At 53.7% G+C, this 15337-nt stretch carries 13 protein-coding genes; 10 read left to right on the forward strand and 3 right to left on the reverse strand.

What is annotated here, in order from left to right; translation table 11 throughout:
• Positions 1 to 127: 127 nt before the first annotated feature.
• Positions 128 to 1582, forward strand: a complete 1455-nt coding sequence (gene betB, locus UM181_10790) for a betaine-aldehyde dehydrogenase (GenBank protein WQC61819.1) — start codon at positions 128 to 130, stop codon at positions 1580 to 1582.
• A 45-nt stretch (positions 1583 to 1627) separates the two neighbouring features.
• Positions 1628 to 3295, forward strand: coding sequence for a choline dehydrogenase (betA, locus tag UM181_10795; protein ID WQC61820.1), 1668 nt, complete (start codon positions 1628 to 1630; stop codon positions 3293 to 3295).
• Positions 3296 to 3332: 37 nt separating this feature from the next.
• Here betA and UM181_10800 read toward each other — a convergent pair whose 3' ends face one another.
• Both UM181_10800 and UM181_10805 read right to left on the reverse strand, forming a co-directional pair.
• Positions 3333 to 4733, reverse strand: a complete 1401-nt coding sequence (locus UM181_10800) for a short-chain fatty acyl-CoA regulator family protein (protein WQC61821.1) — start codon at positions 4731 to 4733, stop codon at positions 3333 to 3335.
• 63 nt (positions 4734 to 4796) lie between these two features.
• A complete protein-coding gene (locus tag UM181_10805; GenBank protein WQC61822.1) occupies positions 4797 to 6014 on the reverse strand; it encodes a multidrug effflux MFS transporter in 1218 nt (405 codons plus the stop codon).
• Positions 6015 to 6196: 182 nt separating this feature from the next.
• On the opposite strand from UM181_10805, the gene UM181_10810 reads away from it, so the two are divergent.
• Genes UM181_10810 through UM181_10825 form a run of 4 tightly spaced genes read left to right on the forward strand, consistent with a single transcriptional unit; the run spans position 6197 to position 10525 of the window.
• Positions 6197 to 7729, forward strand: coding sequence for an acyl-CoA carboxylase subunit beta (locus tag UM181_10810; protein WQC61823.1), 1533 nt, complete (start codon positions 6197 to 6199; stop codon positions 7727 to 7729).
• A 41-nt stretch (positions 7730 to 7770) separates the two neighbouring features.
• Positions 7771 to 8166 carry a hypothetical protein gene (locus UM181_10815; GenBank protein ID WQC61824.1) on the forward strand — a complete coding sequence of 132 codons (396 nt, stop codon included), beginning with the start codon at positions 7771 to 7773 and terminating at the stop codon, positions 8164 to 8166.
• On the forward strand, positions 8160 to 8510 hold the full coding sequence (locus UM181_10820; GenBank protein WQC61825.1) for a hypothetical protein: 351 nt from the start codon (positions 8160 to 8162) through the stop codon (positions 8508 to 8510). The genes UM181_10815 and UM181_10820 overlap by 7 nt, the downstream gene beginning before the upstream one ends.
• Positions 8511 to 8524: 14 nt before the next feature.
• The gene (locus UM181_10825) at positions 8525 to 10525 is read left to right on the forward strand and encodes an acetyl/propionyl/methylcrotonyl-CoA carboxylase subunit alpha (GenBank protein ID WQC61826.1); all 2001 of its coding nucleotides are present in this window, start codon (positions 8525 to 8527) and stop codon (positions 10523 to 10525) included.
• Positions 10526 to 10645: 120 nt separating this feature from the next.
• Here the strand turns inward: UM181_10825 and UM181_10830 are convergent, their stop codons facing one another.
• A complete protein-coding gene (locus UM181_10830; GenBank protein ID WQC61827.1) occupies positions 10646 to 11068 on the reverse strand; it encodes a DUF4174 domain-containing protein in 423 nt (140 codons plus the stop codon).
• Positions 11069 to 11196: 128 nt separating this feature from the next.
• Between UM181_10830 and scpA the strand changes: the two genes are divergently transcribed.
• Genes scpA through UM181_10850 form a run of 4 tightly spaced genes read left to right on the forward strand, consistent with a single transcriptional unit; the run spans position 11197 to position 15216 of the window.
• Complete coding sequence (gene scpA / locus UM181_10835; protein WQC61828.1) at positions 11197 to 13326, forward strand: methylmalonyl-CoA mutase; 2130 nt, start codon at positions 11197 to 11199, stop codon at positions 13324 to 13326.
• Positions 13327 to 13381: 55 nt separating this feature from the next.
• Entirely contained in the window at positions 13382 to 14008 is a 627-nt protein-coding gene (locus UM181_10840) for a VOC family protein (protein WQC61829.1), read from the forward strand.
• A complete protein-coding gene (locus UM181_10845) occupies positions 14005 to 14493 on the forward strand; it encodes an N-acetyltransferase family protein (GenBank protein ID WQC61830.1) in 489 nt (162 codons plus the stop codon). Before UM181_10840 ends, UM181_10845 begins: the two co-directional genes overlap by 4 nt.
• Before the next feature lie 42 nt (positions 14494 to 14535).
• On the forward strand, positions 14536 to 15216 hold the full coding sequence (locus UM181_10850; GenBank protein ID WQC61831.1) for a TerB family tellurite resistance protein: 681 nt from the start codon (positions 14536 to 14538) through the stop codon (positions 15214 to 15216).
• Positions 15217 to 15337: the final 121 nt, after the last annotated feature.

Below are 15337 nucleotides of genomic sequence, written 5' to 3' on the forward strand. Positions count from 1 at the left end.
TTTATCTGGCTTGGCTGGGGTAAAATTTCAAGAAATATATCAAAATTAATATGGCCATATAAATTTTTATTTATCTATATCACTTTTTCTGCTAGGGCTTTCCGCGCAGCTTTGAAGGGGGATATGCATGTCTAGCACGCAGCCAACGGCAAGCCATTTTATCGGTGGGCGCTATGTTGAAGATAAAAGCGGGTCGCGGTTTGACGTGATATACCCCGCTTCAGGGGCTGTTATCGCACAGATACACGCGGGTACGGATCAGATTATCGAGCAGGCGCTCGGCGCGGCGCAGGCCGCGCAGCAGGACTGGGCGGCGCGCTCGGGCACTGAACGGGGGCGCGTATTGCGCCGCGCTGCCGATCTGATCCGCGCCCGCAACCGAGAACTATCGGTGCTGGAAACCCATGATACGGGCAAACCGCTTTCGGAAACGCTTTATGCGGATGCCACCAGCGGCGCCGATGCGCTTGAATATTTCGGGGGTTTGGCGGGAAATGTGACTGGAGAGCATATCCAGCTTGGCGAAGATTGGGTCTATACGCGCCGCGAAGCTTTGGGGATCTGTCTTGGCATTGGTGCCTGGAATTACCCGACCCAAATCGCCTGCTGGAAAGCTGCGCCAGCCTTGGCTTGCGGAAATGCGATGATTTTCAAACCATCAGAAACCACGCCACTTTGCGCGCTGAAAATCGCCGAAATCCTCAGTGAAGCTGGTTTGCCAGATGGCGTGTTCAACGTTGTACAAGGGCAGGGCGATGTTGGGGCGGCGTTGCTGCAGGATCCGCGCATCAACAAAGTTTCGCTCACCGGATCGGTGGCAACGGGGCGCAAAGTTTACCAAAGCGCGGCCGTGGGTCTGAAGCAGGTGACGCTTGAGCTGGGGGGTAAATCGCCGCTGATTATATTTGAAGATGCGGATTTGGAAAATGCCGTTGGCGGGGCGATCCTGGCGAATTTCTACTCGTCAGGTCAAATTTGTTCCAATGGCACGCGGGTATTTGTGCATAAGGCCATTAAAGAGGCGTTTTTGGATCGTTTAAGCGCGCGGCTTGAACAGGCGGTGATCGGCGATCCGCTCGATGAAACCACAAATTTTGGCCCGCTGGTCAGTGATCGGCAGATGCAGATTGTTCAGGGGTTTATCGCGCAAGGTATTTCCGAGGGCGCGCGGCTGGTCTGCGGCGGGCGGCGGCTTGAGCGCCCGGGCTATTATTTGGCGCCGACCGTGTTTGCAGATGTCAGCGATCAGATGACGATCGCGCGCGAGGAAATCTTTGGGCCCGTTCTCAGCGTTTTGGATTTTGATGATGAGGGGGATGTGGTGGCGCGTGCGAATAACACCGAATATGGCCTCTCTGCAGGGGTTTTTACCCGTGATATAAGCCGCGCGCATCGTGTAATTGGTAAATTGCAGGCGGGCAGTTGCTTTATCAATTCATATAATGATGCCCCCATCGAGGCGCCTTTTGGCGGTATGAAATTATCCGGTATCGGGCGCGAAAACTCGAAAAACGCGATCGAGCATTATTCGCAGTTGAAATCGGTCTATGTGCGTATGGGGGATGTTGATGCACCGTTTTGAACGCGCGGGTATCCACATTTATGCCCGGAACCTGAGGTGGCGCGCATGAGCGCGGCAGAAGCCGATTATGTGATTGTCGGAGCTGGCAGCGCGGGCTGCGCCCTTGCGTATCGCTTAAGCGAGGCGGGGGCTTCGGTCCTGGTGGTGGAATATGGCGGCAGCGATGCGGGCCCGCTTATTCAGATGCCCGGCGCGTTGAGCTTTCCGATGAATATGAAGCGCTATGATTGGGGCTATCGGTCCGAGCCCGAGCCGCATCTGGGCGGGCGGCGGCTTGCCTGCCCGCGCGGCAAGGTGATTGGGGGGTCTTCTAGCATCAATGGCATGGTTTATGTGCGCGGCCATGCCAAAGATTTTGACACGTGGGAGGCAATGGGGGCCAGCGGCTGGTCTTACGCGGATGTGCTGCCCTATTATAAACGTATGGAAACCTGGGATCCGGCCGGGCATGGCGGCGATGCCAGCTGGCGCGGAAGCGATGGCCCGTTGCACGTGACGCGCGGTAAGCGCGATAACCCCTTGGTGCAGGCTTTTGTGCAGGCTGGCCGGCAGGCCGGCTATCAGCTGACCGACGATTATAACGGCCAGCAGCAAGAGGGCTTTGGCCCGATGGAGCATACCATTCACAAAGGGGCCCGCTGGTCCGCTGCAAAAGCGTATCTCCGCCCTGCCTTACAACGTAAAAATTGCAATCTGATCCGTGGCTTGGCGCGTAAGATCGTGTTTTCCGGACGTCGCGCGGTTGGGGTTGAGCTTTTGGCAGGCGGGGGCTTGAAAACCGTTCGGGCCAAAAAAGAAGTGATTTTAGCAAGCTCTTCGATCAATTCCCCGAAACTATTGATGCTCTCTGGGATTGGCCCTGCCGCGCATCTGACCGCTCATGGCATCCCAATAGTGGCGGACCGCCCTGGCGTTGGCCAAAATCTTCAGGATCATTTGGAGGTCTATATTCAAATGGCCGCCAGCCAACCGGTGAGCCTGTTTAAATATTGGAACCTGCTTGGAAAGGCGCGGGTTGGGCTGCAATGGGCGTTGACGCGCAGCGGCCCTGGCGCGTCTAATCAATTTGAAAGCGCCGGATTTATTCGTTCGGCCGCGGGGGTAGAATATCCCGATTTGCAATTTCATTTTTTGCCCATCGCGGTGCGCTATGATGGCCAGGCAGCCTCAGAGGGGCACGGATTTCAAGCCCATATAGGCCCGATGCGCAGCCCGTCTCGCGGGGCGGTTACTTTGCGGTCGGCCAAGCCGGAAGACAGCCCAAAAATTACCTTTAACTATATGTCTACCGAAAAAGATTGGATAGATTTCCGCCGCGGTATTCGCCTCACGCGAGAGATCTTCGCGCAAGAGGCCTTTCGGCCGTTTGTAAAACACGAAATTCAACCCGGCGTTGCGTTGCAAACCGATGCCCAGATTGACGGATTTATCCGCGCCCATGCCGAAAGCGCCTATCATCCCTGCGGTACCTGTAAAATGGGGGCGGTGGATGATCCTTTGGCGGTGGTCGATCCGCAAACAAATGTGATTGGTGTTAAGGGGCTGCGCGTGGTTGATAGCAGCATTTTTCCACAAATCACCAATGGCAATTTAAACGGGCCTTCGATCATGGTTGGCGAGAAAGCCAGTGATCTTATTTTGGGTAAAACGCCGCTTGCGCGCGCCAATTCACAGCCCTGGTTGGCGCCGGATTGGCAGACCAGCCAGCGCTAAAGAAGCGGGTCTTAAACAGCGCGGCGATTTTCAGCGATCACTGGATGGAATAGGGAAGGTTTTCGCGTAGATCATGATCAATGCTAAGCTCTTTATCTAACGGGGGCAGCGCGCGTTGGTGGCAGGCGCGCCGATCACAGACCCGGCATGAAACGCCAATAGGTTCATAGGCATGCGGGGTGTCAAGGTCCATTCCATCGGCATAGACCATGGTCGCGGCATGTTTCACTTCGCAGCCCAGCGCAATGGCATAGCGGTGCGCCGGAGCCCCAAACGCGCCCCCGGTTTTTGACACATCATGGGCAAGCGAAATGTAACGCGCTCCATCTGGCGTTTCGGCCAATTGCCGCAAAAATCGCCCCGGTGTTTCAAAGGCGCGATGCACATTCCACAGCGGGCACGCGCCGCCAAAGCGCGCAAATTGCAGCCGCGTCGCAGAATGGCGTTTGGTGATGTTGCCTGCTTGGTCGACGCGCACGAAGAAAAAGGGAATACCTTTTGCGCCGGGCCTTTGCAGCGTAGAGAGCCGATGCGCGACTTGTTCTAACGACGCTCCAAAGTGGCGGGCCAACCGCTCTAGGTCATGGCGCTCGTCTTGGGCTGCCTGCAAAAATATTCTGTAGGGCATCATCACGGCGCCGGCGAAATAATTGGCCAGACCAATTTTTGCAATATCGCGGGCTTGAGGTGTTTGAAACCGCGCCAAATCCAATGTGGCCTCGAGCAAAGGCTCTTCTGTGATCAGGGCAAATTGCAGGCAGAGTTGAAAAATTTGCGTTGGTGGGCTGGCATGGGCGCTCAAGCTCAGCCGGTTTTGGGTTTTATCATAGTGCCGCAATGGGGTTTGGTCGCTTAATTCCACGCGTATTCCTAAGCCTGCAAGCGCCTTTTCAACGTTTCCACGCAGCCAGTTGGGCCCCTGCCACCCATGCGCGAAACGTTCGGCCGCTTTATCCACCGCATCCAGGTAATTGTCGCAATAATGAAAGAAATCACGTACCTCTTCCCATGGGTTGGGCTGCATATGCCCGTCTTGCCAACCCAAGGCTTCATCAAATGACATCATGCGTTCTTGGGTGTTTTTATACGCGCGGTGTAGATCCAGAAATGCGCGGCTAAAGGCCGGGGCATTAAACGCCACCAGCCGCAGATCGCCAAGCGAGGGTTGCGCTTCGCTAAAAATCGGGTCCACCAGAACTTCGCGCAGATCGCTGATAAGCCGCTCGCTTTCTCCGCTTGATAATTCTGTGATGTCAAAGCCGAATTCTTGGGCCAATGCCAAGAGAATAGAACTGGAAACGGGCCGGTTGTTGTTTTCAATCTGATTCAAATAGGGCAGCGACACGCCCAGCCGCGCGGCAAATTCCTTTTGTGTCAGGCTCAGCTTACGGCGTAGATCGCGCAGCTTGGCGCCGGCATAGAGCTTTTGAACGGCCATTGTTACCCCGATTTGCAAATTTTCAAAAATGATCTGCTAAGCTTGCTAATTATGGTAGAGGCGTCAAGAGGTTTGAATACTGCGGTGGCGTTTTTTGACATAGATCATGCAGATCACCCCTGCGGCAACCGAGCTCCACATCAACCATAGCAGGGGCGTGGCGCCGCTGGTTGGCGTTAAAACGGCGCCGGCAAGGGCGGATAAGGCCGCCCCGCCCGCAATCATAATGGCGCTGCCAAGCCCTGAGGCGGCGCCGGCAAGATCTGGGCGTATGGCGAGCATGCCGGCCGTGGCGTTGGGAATGCTTAATCCATTGCCAAATCCGACAAAGGTCATGAAGCCAAAAAAGCTGATTGCTGACCCCATGCCGTTGTAGAATACGGCCAAAGAGGCGGTGAGGCCAAATAAGTTCAAGGCCAGCCCCCAAAAAATCATCGCATCAAGGCCGATCCGCGACGAAAACCGCCCGGTGAAAAAGTTTCCCAAAAAATATCCCGCTGCCGGTGCGCCGAAGAATAGCCCGAGCGCCTCTGGGCTTAAGTTGAATATTTCAGAGCCAACAAAAGGGGCCCCGCCCAGATAGGCGAAGAAGGCGCCTGATCCCAATGCGGAGGTGAAGCAATACCCCCAAAACCGTTTTGAACGCAAAAGATCGGGGTAGAGCGCAAAATGCGCTTGGAATTTCACATCTGCCGTTGGCGCGGTTTCGCCAAGGTCAAAAAAGCAATTGAGCCAAAGCGCCACCCCCAGCAGGCTTAGAATCCAAAAATTAGCGCGCCAGCCAAAATAGGCATCAATCACCCCGCCCAAAGCTGGCCCGAACATCGGCACCAGCGCCATACCCATCATGATATAGGCGATCCGAGAGCCCGAACTTGCGGTATCGGTGGTGTCGCGTACGATGGCGCGCGAAATCACAAAAACGCTTGCGATGACAGATTGGATTGCGCGCAAAATCAAAAATGACTCGGTGCTTTGACAAAAGGTAATGGCGATGCTGACCGCCGTGAACAGGGCAATCGACCAAAGAGTGACGTGACGGCGCCCCTGCATGTCCGAAAGCGGCCCCGAGAATAACTGAACCAGTGCGCTGATCGCCAGATATACGCTCACTGACAACCCTAAAATGGCGGCGCTGGTGCCAAACTCATCCGCCATGCGCGGGAGGCTTGGTAAAAAGATATTCATCGCCAGCGCCGAAATGCTGACCATCAAAATCAGCGTGGCCATATGCGGCTGGGTTTGCCGGTTAAGAAACTGGGCCTTGGGTCTTTCGATCATATACGCTCCTTAACCATCCAGAAGAAGGCGGATGGGGTTATCTCTTTGCTGGCTAAAATAAAGTTAGCAAATTAACAAATTAGCACTTTAATCCGCAGATTTATTTGCAAATTTGCATAAATCTTCTTTGCGTTACACCGCAAGCAGTATAGCAGAAGCGGCAGATTGCCGAAGGAGTCAAGATGAAAGATATTTTGCAACAGCTTGAGCAGCGCCGCGACGTTGCGCGCCAAGGCGGCGGCAGCAAGCGCATAGAGGCGCAGCATGCCAAGGGTAAATTAACCGCGCGCGAGCGGGTTGAGCTGCTGTTGGATGAAGACAGTTTCGAAGAGTTTGACATGTTTGTTGCGCATCGCTGCACTGATTTTGGTATGGAAAAACAGCGCCCGCCCGGCGATGGTGTGATCACCGGTTGGGGCACGATCAATGGCCGAATGGTTTATGTTTTCTCGCAAGATTTCACCGTGTTCGGGGGCTCGCTCTCTGAGACGCATGCCCAAAAAATTTGTAAAATCATGGATATGGCGTTGCAAAATGGCGCGCCGGTGATTGGCATAAACGATTCTGGTGGAGCACGTATCCAAGAGGGGGTTGCCTCGCTTGCAGGATATGCTGAAGTGTTCCAGCGTAATATTTTGGCCTCTGGCGTGGTGCCGCAAATCAGCTTGATCATGGGTCCTTGCGCCGGTGGCGCGGTCTATTCCCCCGCGATGACCGATTTCATTCTGATGGTCAAAGACAGCTCTTATATGTTCGTCACGGGGCCCGATGTGGTCAAAACGGTGACCAATGAGGTGGTCACGGCCGAAGAATTGGGCGGCGCCGCGACGCATACCAAGAAATCATCTGTTGCGGATGCGGCGTATGAGAATGATATCGTTGCGTTGAGCGAGGCCCGTCGTTTGGTTGATTTTCTGCCTTTGAACAACCGTGAAAAGCCACCCATACGCCCGTTTTTTGATGAGCCGGGCCGCATTGAGGCGTCATTGGATACTTTGATCCCTGATAATCCCAACACCCCTTATGATATGAAAGAATTGGTTTTTAAAATCGCCGATGAAGGTGATTTTTTTGAAATTCAGGAAGATTTTGCAAAGAACATCTTAACTGGGTTTATTCGATTAGAGGGGCAAAGCGTCGGTATCGTGGCGAACCAACCCATGGTGCTCGCGGGATGCCTTGATATTGACAGTTCGCGCAAAGCGGCCCGGTTCGTGCGGTTTTGCGATGCGTTTGAAATCCCAATTCTGACGCTTGTGGATGTGCCGGGGTTCCTGCCCGGCACCTCGCAAGAATATGGTGGGGTGATCAAGCATGGTGCGAAATTGCTCTTTGCTTATGGCGAAGCTACGGTGCCAAAAGTAACCGTGATCACCCGCAAAGCCTATGGCGGAGCCTATGATGTGATGTCCTCAAAACATTTACGGGGTGATTTTAACTATGCCTGGCCCACCGCCGAGATTGCTGTGATGGGGGCCAAGGGCGCAACCGAGATTATTCATCGCGCCGATTTGGGCGATGCAGATAAAATCGCGCAACATACAGCCGATTACGAAGACCGGTTTGCCAATCCGTTCGTGGCCGCAGAGCTGGGCTTTATAGATGAGGTTATTCAACCCAAATCAACCCGCAAACGGGTCTCGAGGGCTTTTGCATCCCTGCGCGGTAAGCAGCTGAAAAATCCGTGGAAAAAGCATGATAATATACCATTGTAAAAAGGTTTTGCTTTGATTTTTAGTAGTGATGTGAGCTGAGCATGCACCAGAAAACCATCAAGCGCGGCAATTGGTTCGAAATCTATGATGGACCATGTTTCACATTGGCGCGCCGGCTTCCAGCGCGGTTTGATATCAGCCGCGAGATTTCTATGCCCCTGATGTCTGCGCCGCGTTTGGCGCGCCAAATTCGGCAAGATATTTGGCGCAAACTGCAATCGATTAGGGGGTTTTTGCCGGTGGTTGAAATCACTGATTGCGGGGCGCATTTACACATACGGGCCGGGGGCGAGTTGGCATGCCCAGCGCCATTTGAGCGCTCTGGCGAGTGGATCTTTGATGTCTTGAGCAATCGAGATAACCAGCGTCGCTGGGCGGCCTTTGCAGCAGCGCGCGGCCCGCATTGCCATAAACAAAAGGCTCTCCCATCATGCTAAAACATCGTGGCTTCCCGGGGCGTTTGCCGGGTACAGATTTTCAATTCACCATTCGCCGGCCCAACCCCAAAGGCGTGACGCCTTTGAAACGGCTTGAGCGCTTTAAAGACCGTCGCCCCCCGGATCGGCGGGCCGATACGGGCTTCGTGCGCGCGCTGCTTGAACATTTTTGGGATCAGCCCTTTGAGCGGGGAAATCTGGATGCAGGGCGGCTCAATTGGCTGTTCGAGCGCGAAGTGAAACCCTATGATGATCCGTTTGATCCAGCCTGTTATGGGGCCAAGCTGATCCTCGATTTGAATTTGATCCACGCCAATTTTGCTGATGCGTTTGATCCAGAATAAAAAGGACTGTTCCGATGTTTGAGAAAATTCTGATAGCCAACCGCGGTGAAATAGCCTGCCGCGTCATCAAAACTGCCCGCAAAATGGGAATCAAAACAGTTGCAATCTATTCGGATGCTGACCGTCAGGCGCTGCATGTGCAAATGGCTGATGAAGCCGTGCATATTGGCCCATCTCCGGCCAATCAATCCTATATCGTGATTGAAAATGTGATGAAGGCGATTGCAAGTTCAGGGGCGCAGGCGGTACATCCCGGCTATGGGTTTCTGTCTGAAAACAGCCGGTTCGCGCAAGCTTTGGCGGCGGCGAATGTGGCTTTTATTGGCCCCCCTGTCGCCGCGATTGAGCAAATGGGCGATAAAATCACCTCGAAGAAAATTGCCCAAGAGGCCGGCGTTTCAACCGTGCCTGGATATATGGGCTTGATCAACGATGCCGAAGAGGCGGTTAAAATCTCGCAACAAATTGGTTATCCGGTGATGATAAAAGCCTCGGCCGGGGGCGGCGGCAAGGGCATGCGCATCGCCTGGACGGATGATGAGGCACGCGAAGGCTTTCAATCTTCTAAGAATGAAGCTGCCAGCAGCTTTGGGGATGATCGCATTTTTATTGAAAAATTCGTCACCCAACCCCGCCATATTGAAATTCAGATTTTGGCGGATAGCCATGGCAATTGCATTTATCTAAACGAACGCGAATGCTCGATCCAGCGGCGCAATCAAAAAGTTGTGGAAGAAGCGCCGAGCCCATTTTTAACGCCAGAAACCCGGGCCGCGATGGGCAAACAAGCCTGCGCTTTGGCGCAAGCTGTGGGCTATCAAAGCGCCGGTACCGTGGAATTTATCGTCGATAGCGCGCAAAATTTTTACTTTTTGGAAATGAATACGCGCTTGCAGGTTGAACATCCGGTGACCGAGCTGATCACCGGCATCGATCTGGTGGAGCAAATGATCAATGTGGCGGCGGGCAAGCCGCTTGGCCTAACCCAAGACGCGGTTCAGATCAATGGATGGTCTATTGAAAACCGACTATACGCAGAAGATCCTTATCGAAACTTCTTGCCCTCTATTGGCCGGCTTACCCGCTATCGTCCGCCTGCCGAAACAGCCTCAGATGATCATATTATCCGAAACGATACGGGGGTGTATGAGGGCGGCGAGATCAGTATGTATTATGATCCGATGATCGCAAAGCTGTGCAGCTGGGCGCCAAGCCGGGCCGGGGCGATTGAACATATGCGCTTGGCGCTTGACCGGTTCGAAGTTGAAGGTATTGGCCATAATTTGCCCTTTCTCAGCGCGGTGATGGATCATCCAAAATTCACCTCTGGTGATATGACAACGGCGTTTATCGCAGAAGAATACCCGGACGGTTTTGAAGGGGTTACGCTGCCAGCTGCGGCTTTGCGACGGGTTGTTGCGGCCAGCGCTGCGATGTACCGCGTTGGCGAAATACGGCGGGCTCAGATTTCTGGACGCCTCGACAATCATGCGCGCAAAGTTGGCGATCACTGGGTGGTGTGCTTGCAGGGGGAAACGCATGCTGTAACCGTAGCGGCGGATCCAAATGGGGCTTTGGTCACCTTTGAGGATGGCGCGGCGCATTATGTAATTGGAGCCTGGACGCCGGGTATAAAATTGGCCGATATGCTGGTGGATAAGACGCCGTTGGTGATGAAGGTCGATGAGATATCAGGTGGTTTTCGCTTGCGCACGCGCGGCGCGGATTTAAAGGTCACAATCCGCAGCCCCCGCCACGCAGAATTGGCGCTGTTGATGCCCGAGAAACTGCCGCCTGATACCTCAAAGCTGTTGCTGTGCCCGATGCCTGGAATGCTCGTGAAGATCAGTGTTGAAGAAGGTGAAGAGGTTCAAGAGGGGCAAGCTTTATGCACGATTGAGGCGATGAAAATGGAGAATATTCTGCGCGCCGAGCGCAAAGGTGTGGTTCAAAAAGTGAACGCCCTGGTCGGAGACAGTTTGGCCGTGGATGACGTTATCATTGAGTTCGAGTAATCCGTTGAGCCCGACGCATTCACATATAATTGATTGCCCAAGGCCGAGGGCAATTATCTGTAGATTACCACGCTTGGGCCTGCAGGGGTCAGCCCAGCACGGCGGGCCCATATGGCTGGTTTATTTTGAACGCATTTCTTGCTGGCGCATAGGCATTTTATCGATGCTGCGGCTTAATTCTCTAGCATCCCAAGGAAATGGTTTGCGCAATTTTATTTGCCCGTCTTTGCCCATCAGCAGCACCGCGAATCCGCGTGGCCGGAACTTTTTGCGCAGGGCGGTTTCTTCGGCGGGATTTGCATCGACCAATACCACCACATCGCGTGCGGCCAATTCCTCTGCGCCTTGGTGCAAAGATTTCATCTGGGTTTGGAAATTTACATCCAAATCGGTATTGGCAAAAACAATCACCGGCCGTTTTAGCCATAAATATCCGTCGATCGTGGTTTCGTTTGTGACGTCTACGAAGATGTTTTTAAGGCTTTCTGCGCCTCCCAAATTGGGCAGCGCGGCAACACAAATTACAGCGATCAATGATTTCATGATGACTCCCTTTAAGTTTGATATAGGTCTCTTGAAAGCGTTTGCGAAGAGGGGTTCGCTATGATCGTTAAAAATTTTCACTCAACTCTGCGTGTTTGGCGCGGCGAAAAATGCGAGGGCGATGAAAAATGACCCAGAAAAAAGCGATATGGCAAGAGATCGCGGCGAAAGAATTGCGCGGCCGTGATCCGGCAAATTTAACCTGGAATACGTTAGAAGGTATTGCCGTGGATCCCATTTACACGGCGGATGATCTGCAGGGGCTTACCCATTTAGAGGGGCTGCCAGGGCAAGAACCCTTTACCCGAGGCGTTAAGGCCACGATGTATGCTGGACGCCCTTGGACAATCCGCCAATATGCGGGATTTTCCACAGCGGAAGCCTCCAATGCATTTTATCGCAAAGCCTTGGCTGCGGGGCAGCAGGGCGTTTCCGTGGCGTTTGATTTGGCCACGCATCGCGGCTATGACAGCGATCACCCGCGCGTTATAGGCGATGTGGGCAAAGCCGGCGTTGCGATTGACAGCGTTGAGGATATGAAAATCCTTTTTGAAGGAATCCCGCTTGATAAAGTATCCGTCTCGATGACGATGAACGGTGCGGTGATCCCGATTTTGGCCAATTTCATCGTCACAGGTGAAGAGCAGGGCCATGATTGCCAGGTGCTTTCGGGCACTATTCAAAACGATATTCTCAAAGAATTTATGGTGCGCAACACCTATATTTATCCGCCCGAGCCTTCGATGCGCATTATCGCGGATATTATCGAATATACGTCGTCCAATATGCCCAAGTTCAATTCGATTTCGATTTCGGGCTATCATATGCAGGAAGCCGGGGCGAATTTGGTGCAAGAGCTGGCCTATACGTTGGCGGATGGCAAAGAATACGTGAAAACTGCGATGGCGCGTGGGATGGATATTGATCAATTCGCGCCGCGCTTGTCTTTCTTTTTTGCCATTGGGATGAATTTCTTCATGGAAGCGGCGAAGTTGCGGGCCGCGCGGCTGTTATGGCATCGTATTATGGAAGAGCTTGGTGCCAAAACGCCAAAATCCAAAATGCTGCGAACCCATTGCCAGACCTCGGGCGTCAGTTTGCAGGAACAAGATCCTTATAATAATGTTGTGCGCACCGCCTATGAGGCGATGAGCGCGGTTTTGGGGGGGACGCAATCGCTGCATACCAATGCTTTGGATGAGGCGATTGCCCTTCCCACCGAATTTGCCGCCCGTATCGCGCGCAATACCCAATTGATCTTGCAAGAAGAAACCGGAGTGACCAATGTGGTCGATCCACTGGCCGGCTCTTATTATGTGGAAAAGTTGACCTCGGATTTGGCTGAGGCCGCCTGGAAATTGATCGAAGAGGTGGATGATATGGGCGGGATGACCAAGGCCGTGGCCAGTGGTTTGCCCAAGCTGCGCATCGAAGAAACCGCGGCGCGCCGTCAAGCCGATATTGACCGTGGCGATCAGGTGATTGTTGGGGTGAATAAATACCGGCTGCCTGAGGAAGATCCGATTGATATATTGGATATTGACAATGAAGCCGTGCGCGAGGCGCAAGTAACCCGTTTGAAGCAGATCCGCGAAGCCCGTGATGAGGCGGCCTGCGACGCGGCGTTGGCAGAATTAGAACGGCGGGCGCAAGCGGGTGGCAATCTTTTGGAAGCTGCGGTTGAGGCTGCCCGCGCCCGCGCCTCTGTTGGAGAGATCAGTATGGCAATGGAGAAAATATTTGGTCGTCACCGCGCCGAGGTTAAAACCTTGGCCGGCGTTTATGGCAAAGCCTATGAGAATGACGAAGGCTTTGCCGCCATTCAGCGGGATATAGAAGCCTTTGCCGAGGAAGAAGGCCGGCGACCGCGTATGCTGGTGGTAAAGATGGGGCAGGATGGCCATGACCGAGGCGCCAAAGTGATCGCCACCGCCTTTGCCGATATCGGCTTTGATGTCGATGTGGGCCCCTTGTTTCAAACCCCAGAGGAAGCCGCGCAAGATGCGATTGACAATGATGTGCACGTGATCGGTATATCCAGCCAGGCGGCGGGGCATAAAACGTTGGCTCCGGAACTGATTAAAATCTTAGCAGCCCGCGACGCGGGCGATATCTTGGTGATTTGTGGGGGGGTTATTCCCCAACAGGATTATGATTTTTTGAAAAATGCCGGCGTGAAGGCGATTTTTGGCCCGGGCACCAATATACCCTCGGCGGCGCAAGATATTTTGAGCTTAATCCGCGCCAATCGGCGCTGATCTAAGGCAATGATGCAACAGAAACGGGTTTTGTGACCTGAAAAGCAAGCGTGAGATGGTACCTATGGTGCTTGGTATAGATCATATCGCAATCAGCGCCGGCCGTTTGCAAGAGGGCGTTGAGTATGTTGAGGCCGCTCTGGGCGTGCCCTTAGAAGCTGGCGGGCGTCATTTGCGCTTTGGAACCCATAATCGGCTGCTGAATCTGGGCGAGCTATATTTGGAGGTTATCGCGATCGACCCGCAGGCCGAAGCCCCGTTTGCGCCCCGTTGGTTCGATCTAGATCGGTTTTCCGGTCGCCCCAGACCCACCAACTGGATTTGCCGCACCGAGGCGATGGGCCCGGCTTTGAAGGCTGCGCTGCCCCAAACGGGCCCCAGTGTGGCGGTCAGCCGCGGCGATCTGAACTGGTTGATAAGCGTACCCGAGACCGGTATTTTGCCGCTTGATAATATGGCCCCGGCTTTGATCGATTGGCTGGGCAATCCCGCACCCGCCCAAAAGCTGCCTGATCGGGGCTGTCGCTTGAGGCAGCTGAAAATTGCGCATCCCCAAGCTGAGTTGCTTGCGGCTTATTTGGCTGCGCAGCTGCAGGATGATCGGGTTTTGATCGAAAAGGCTGATCAACCACAGCTCAGCGTTTGCCTGACAACGCCAACCGGAGAGGTGGTGTTGGAATGAGACTGCGCGACGCCAATGTGCAGGATGCCCCTGCAATCGCTGATCTTTGGAACCCTATTATTCGCGATACGCTAAACACCTTCACCACTGAAGAAAAAACCATCATTGCGCTTGAAACAGCAATTTCTGCTGCAGGCTTGGAAAACCGTGGGTATTTTATCGCCGAGGATGCGGTTGGTCTGTTGGGGTTTTGCACCTATTTTCAGTTTCGCGGGGGACCAGGCTATCGCCATACGATGGAGCATAGCATTATTTTGGCCCCAAGGGCGATGCGCCAAGGGATCGGGCGTCAGTTGATGGAGCGGCTCTGCCGCCATGCGTCCAATAATGGGGTGCATAGCCTTTGGGCCGGGGTCAGCGCTGCAAATTTAGCAGGCTTGAAGTTTCACAAAGCGTTGGGCTTTCAAGAAAGAGCCCGGCTTCCCGAGGTGGGGTATAAGTTTAAAACTTGGCTGGATTTGATATTGATGCAAAAAATTTTGTGAACAGAAGCTGACATTTCAAATCGGGAAGGGTATTCAAGCTCTATGTCGCTTTGGTCTCGTATCTCTGAAGTTCTTTCGGCTTTGGCAAAGGGTGCGCCTTTGTCCGAAGTCTTTGCACGTTGGAGCAAGCCGCCCGAGCAAACCGTGGCCTTTACCATTGCCGTGATTGCGCTGGGTGCAAAAATGGCAAAGGCCGATGGGCATGTCACGCGCTCAGAGGTGCAGGCGTTTCGACAAGTGTTCCATATTCCCCCCGAGGCGCTTGAACAAGCCGCGCGGGTTTTCGATTTGGCGCGACAGGATGTTTCGGGGTATGAACATTACGCTGGGCGGATTGGCGCTATGTTTGGCAGCGGTAGTAAAATTTTAGAGGATTTGCTGGAAGGGCTGTTTCACATTGCGACTGCTGATGACGATTATCACCCGAAAGAAAACGTCTTTTTAGAAAAAGTGGCTGATTTATTCGGGCTTGAGGGGATGCAATTTCAATCCATTCGCGCCCGCTGCGTGAGCGGCTATGCTGCGGATCCCTACACAATTTTGGGGGCATCTCAGGAGGAGGCCTTTCCCATAATAAAGGCCAAATGGCAGGCGCTGGTGCGCGATAGCCACCCCGATCTGATGATCGCGCGCGGGGTACCCGCAGAAGCCGTGAAATTAGCCGAAAAACGCTTGATCCGGGTGAATGAAGCCTTTGAGAAAATTAAAAACGCCAAAAGCTGATCGGCCCCCCTTGCCTTTGCGGCACCCGCAATCATCAGCGCGCAGCCCGGATCTGCCCAAATCAGAGAAGATAAAGTGTTTCACAGTGCCTCAGCGGGTGGCATAGCTTGCGCGTTGCCGG

The organism is Alphaproteobacteria bacterium US3C007, assembly GCA_034423775.1.
In the GTDB taxonomy this organism is placed as follows: Bacteria; Pseudomonadota; Alphaproteobacteria; order Rhodobacterales; family Rhodobacteraceae; genus Thalassovivens; species Thalassovivens spotae.

Coding starts and splice junctions, on each gene's coding strand:
- betB (WQC61819.1), top strand. CDS start 128: ATGTCTAGCACGCAGCCAACGGCAAGCCATTTTATCGGTGGGCGCTAT.
- betA (WQC61820.1), top strand. CDS start 1,628: ATGAGCGCGGCAGAAGCCGATTATGTGATTGTCGGAGCTGGCAGCGCG.
- UM181_10800 (WQC61821.1), bottom strand. CDS start 4,733: ATGGCCGTTCAAAAGCTCTATGCCGGCGCCAAGCTGCGCGATCTACGC.
- UM181_10805 (WQC61822.1), bottom strand. CDS start 6,014: ATGATCGAAAGACCCAAGGCCCAGTTTCTTAACCGGCAAACCCAGCCG.
- UM181_10810 (WQC61823.1), top strand. CDS start 6,197: ATGAAAGATATTTTGCAACAGCTTGAGCAGCGCCGCGACGTTGCGCGC.
- UM181_10815 (WQC61824.1), top strand. CDS start 7,771: ATGCACCAGAAAACCATCAAGCGCGGCAATTGGTTCGAAATCTATGAT.
- UM181_10820 (WQC61825.1), top strand. CDS start 8,160: ATGCTAAAACATCGTGGCTTCCCGGGGCGTTTGCCGGGTACAGATTTT.
- UM181_10825 (WQC61826.1), top strand. CDS start 8,525: ATGTTTGAGAAAATTCTGATAGCCAACCGCGGTGAAATAGCCTGCCGC.
- UM181_10830 (WQC61827.1), bottom strand. CDS start 11,068: ATGAAATCATTGATCGCTGTAATTTGTGTTGCCGCGCTGCCCAATTTG.
- scpA (WQC61828.1), top strand. CDS start 11,197: ATGACCCAGAAAAAAGCGATATGGCAAGAGATCGCGGCGAAAGAATTG.
- UM181_10840 (WQC61829.1), top strand. CDS start 13,382: ATGGTACCTATGGTGCTTGGTATAGATCATATCGCAATCAGCGCCGGC.
- UM181_10845 (WQC61830.1), top strand. CDS start 14,005: ATGAGACTGCGCGACGCCAATGTGCAGGATGCCCCTGCAATCGCTGAT.
- UM181_10850 (WQC61831.1), top strand. CDS start 14,536: ATGTCGCTTTGGTCTCGTATCTCTGAAGTTCTTTCGGCTTTGGCAAAG.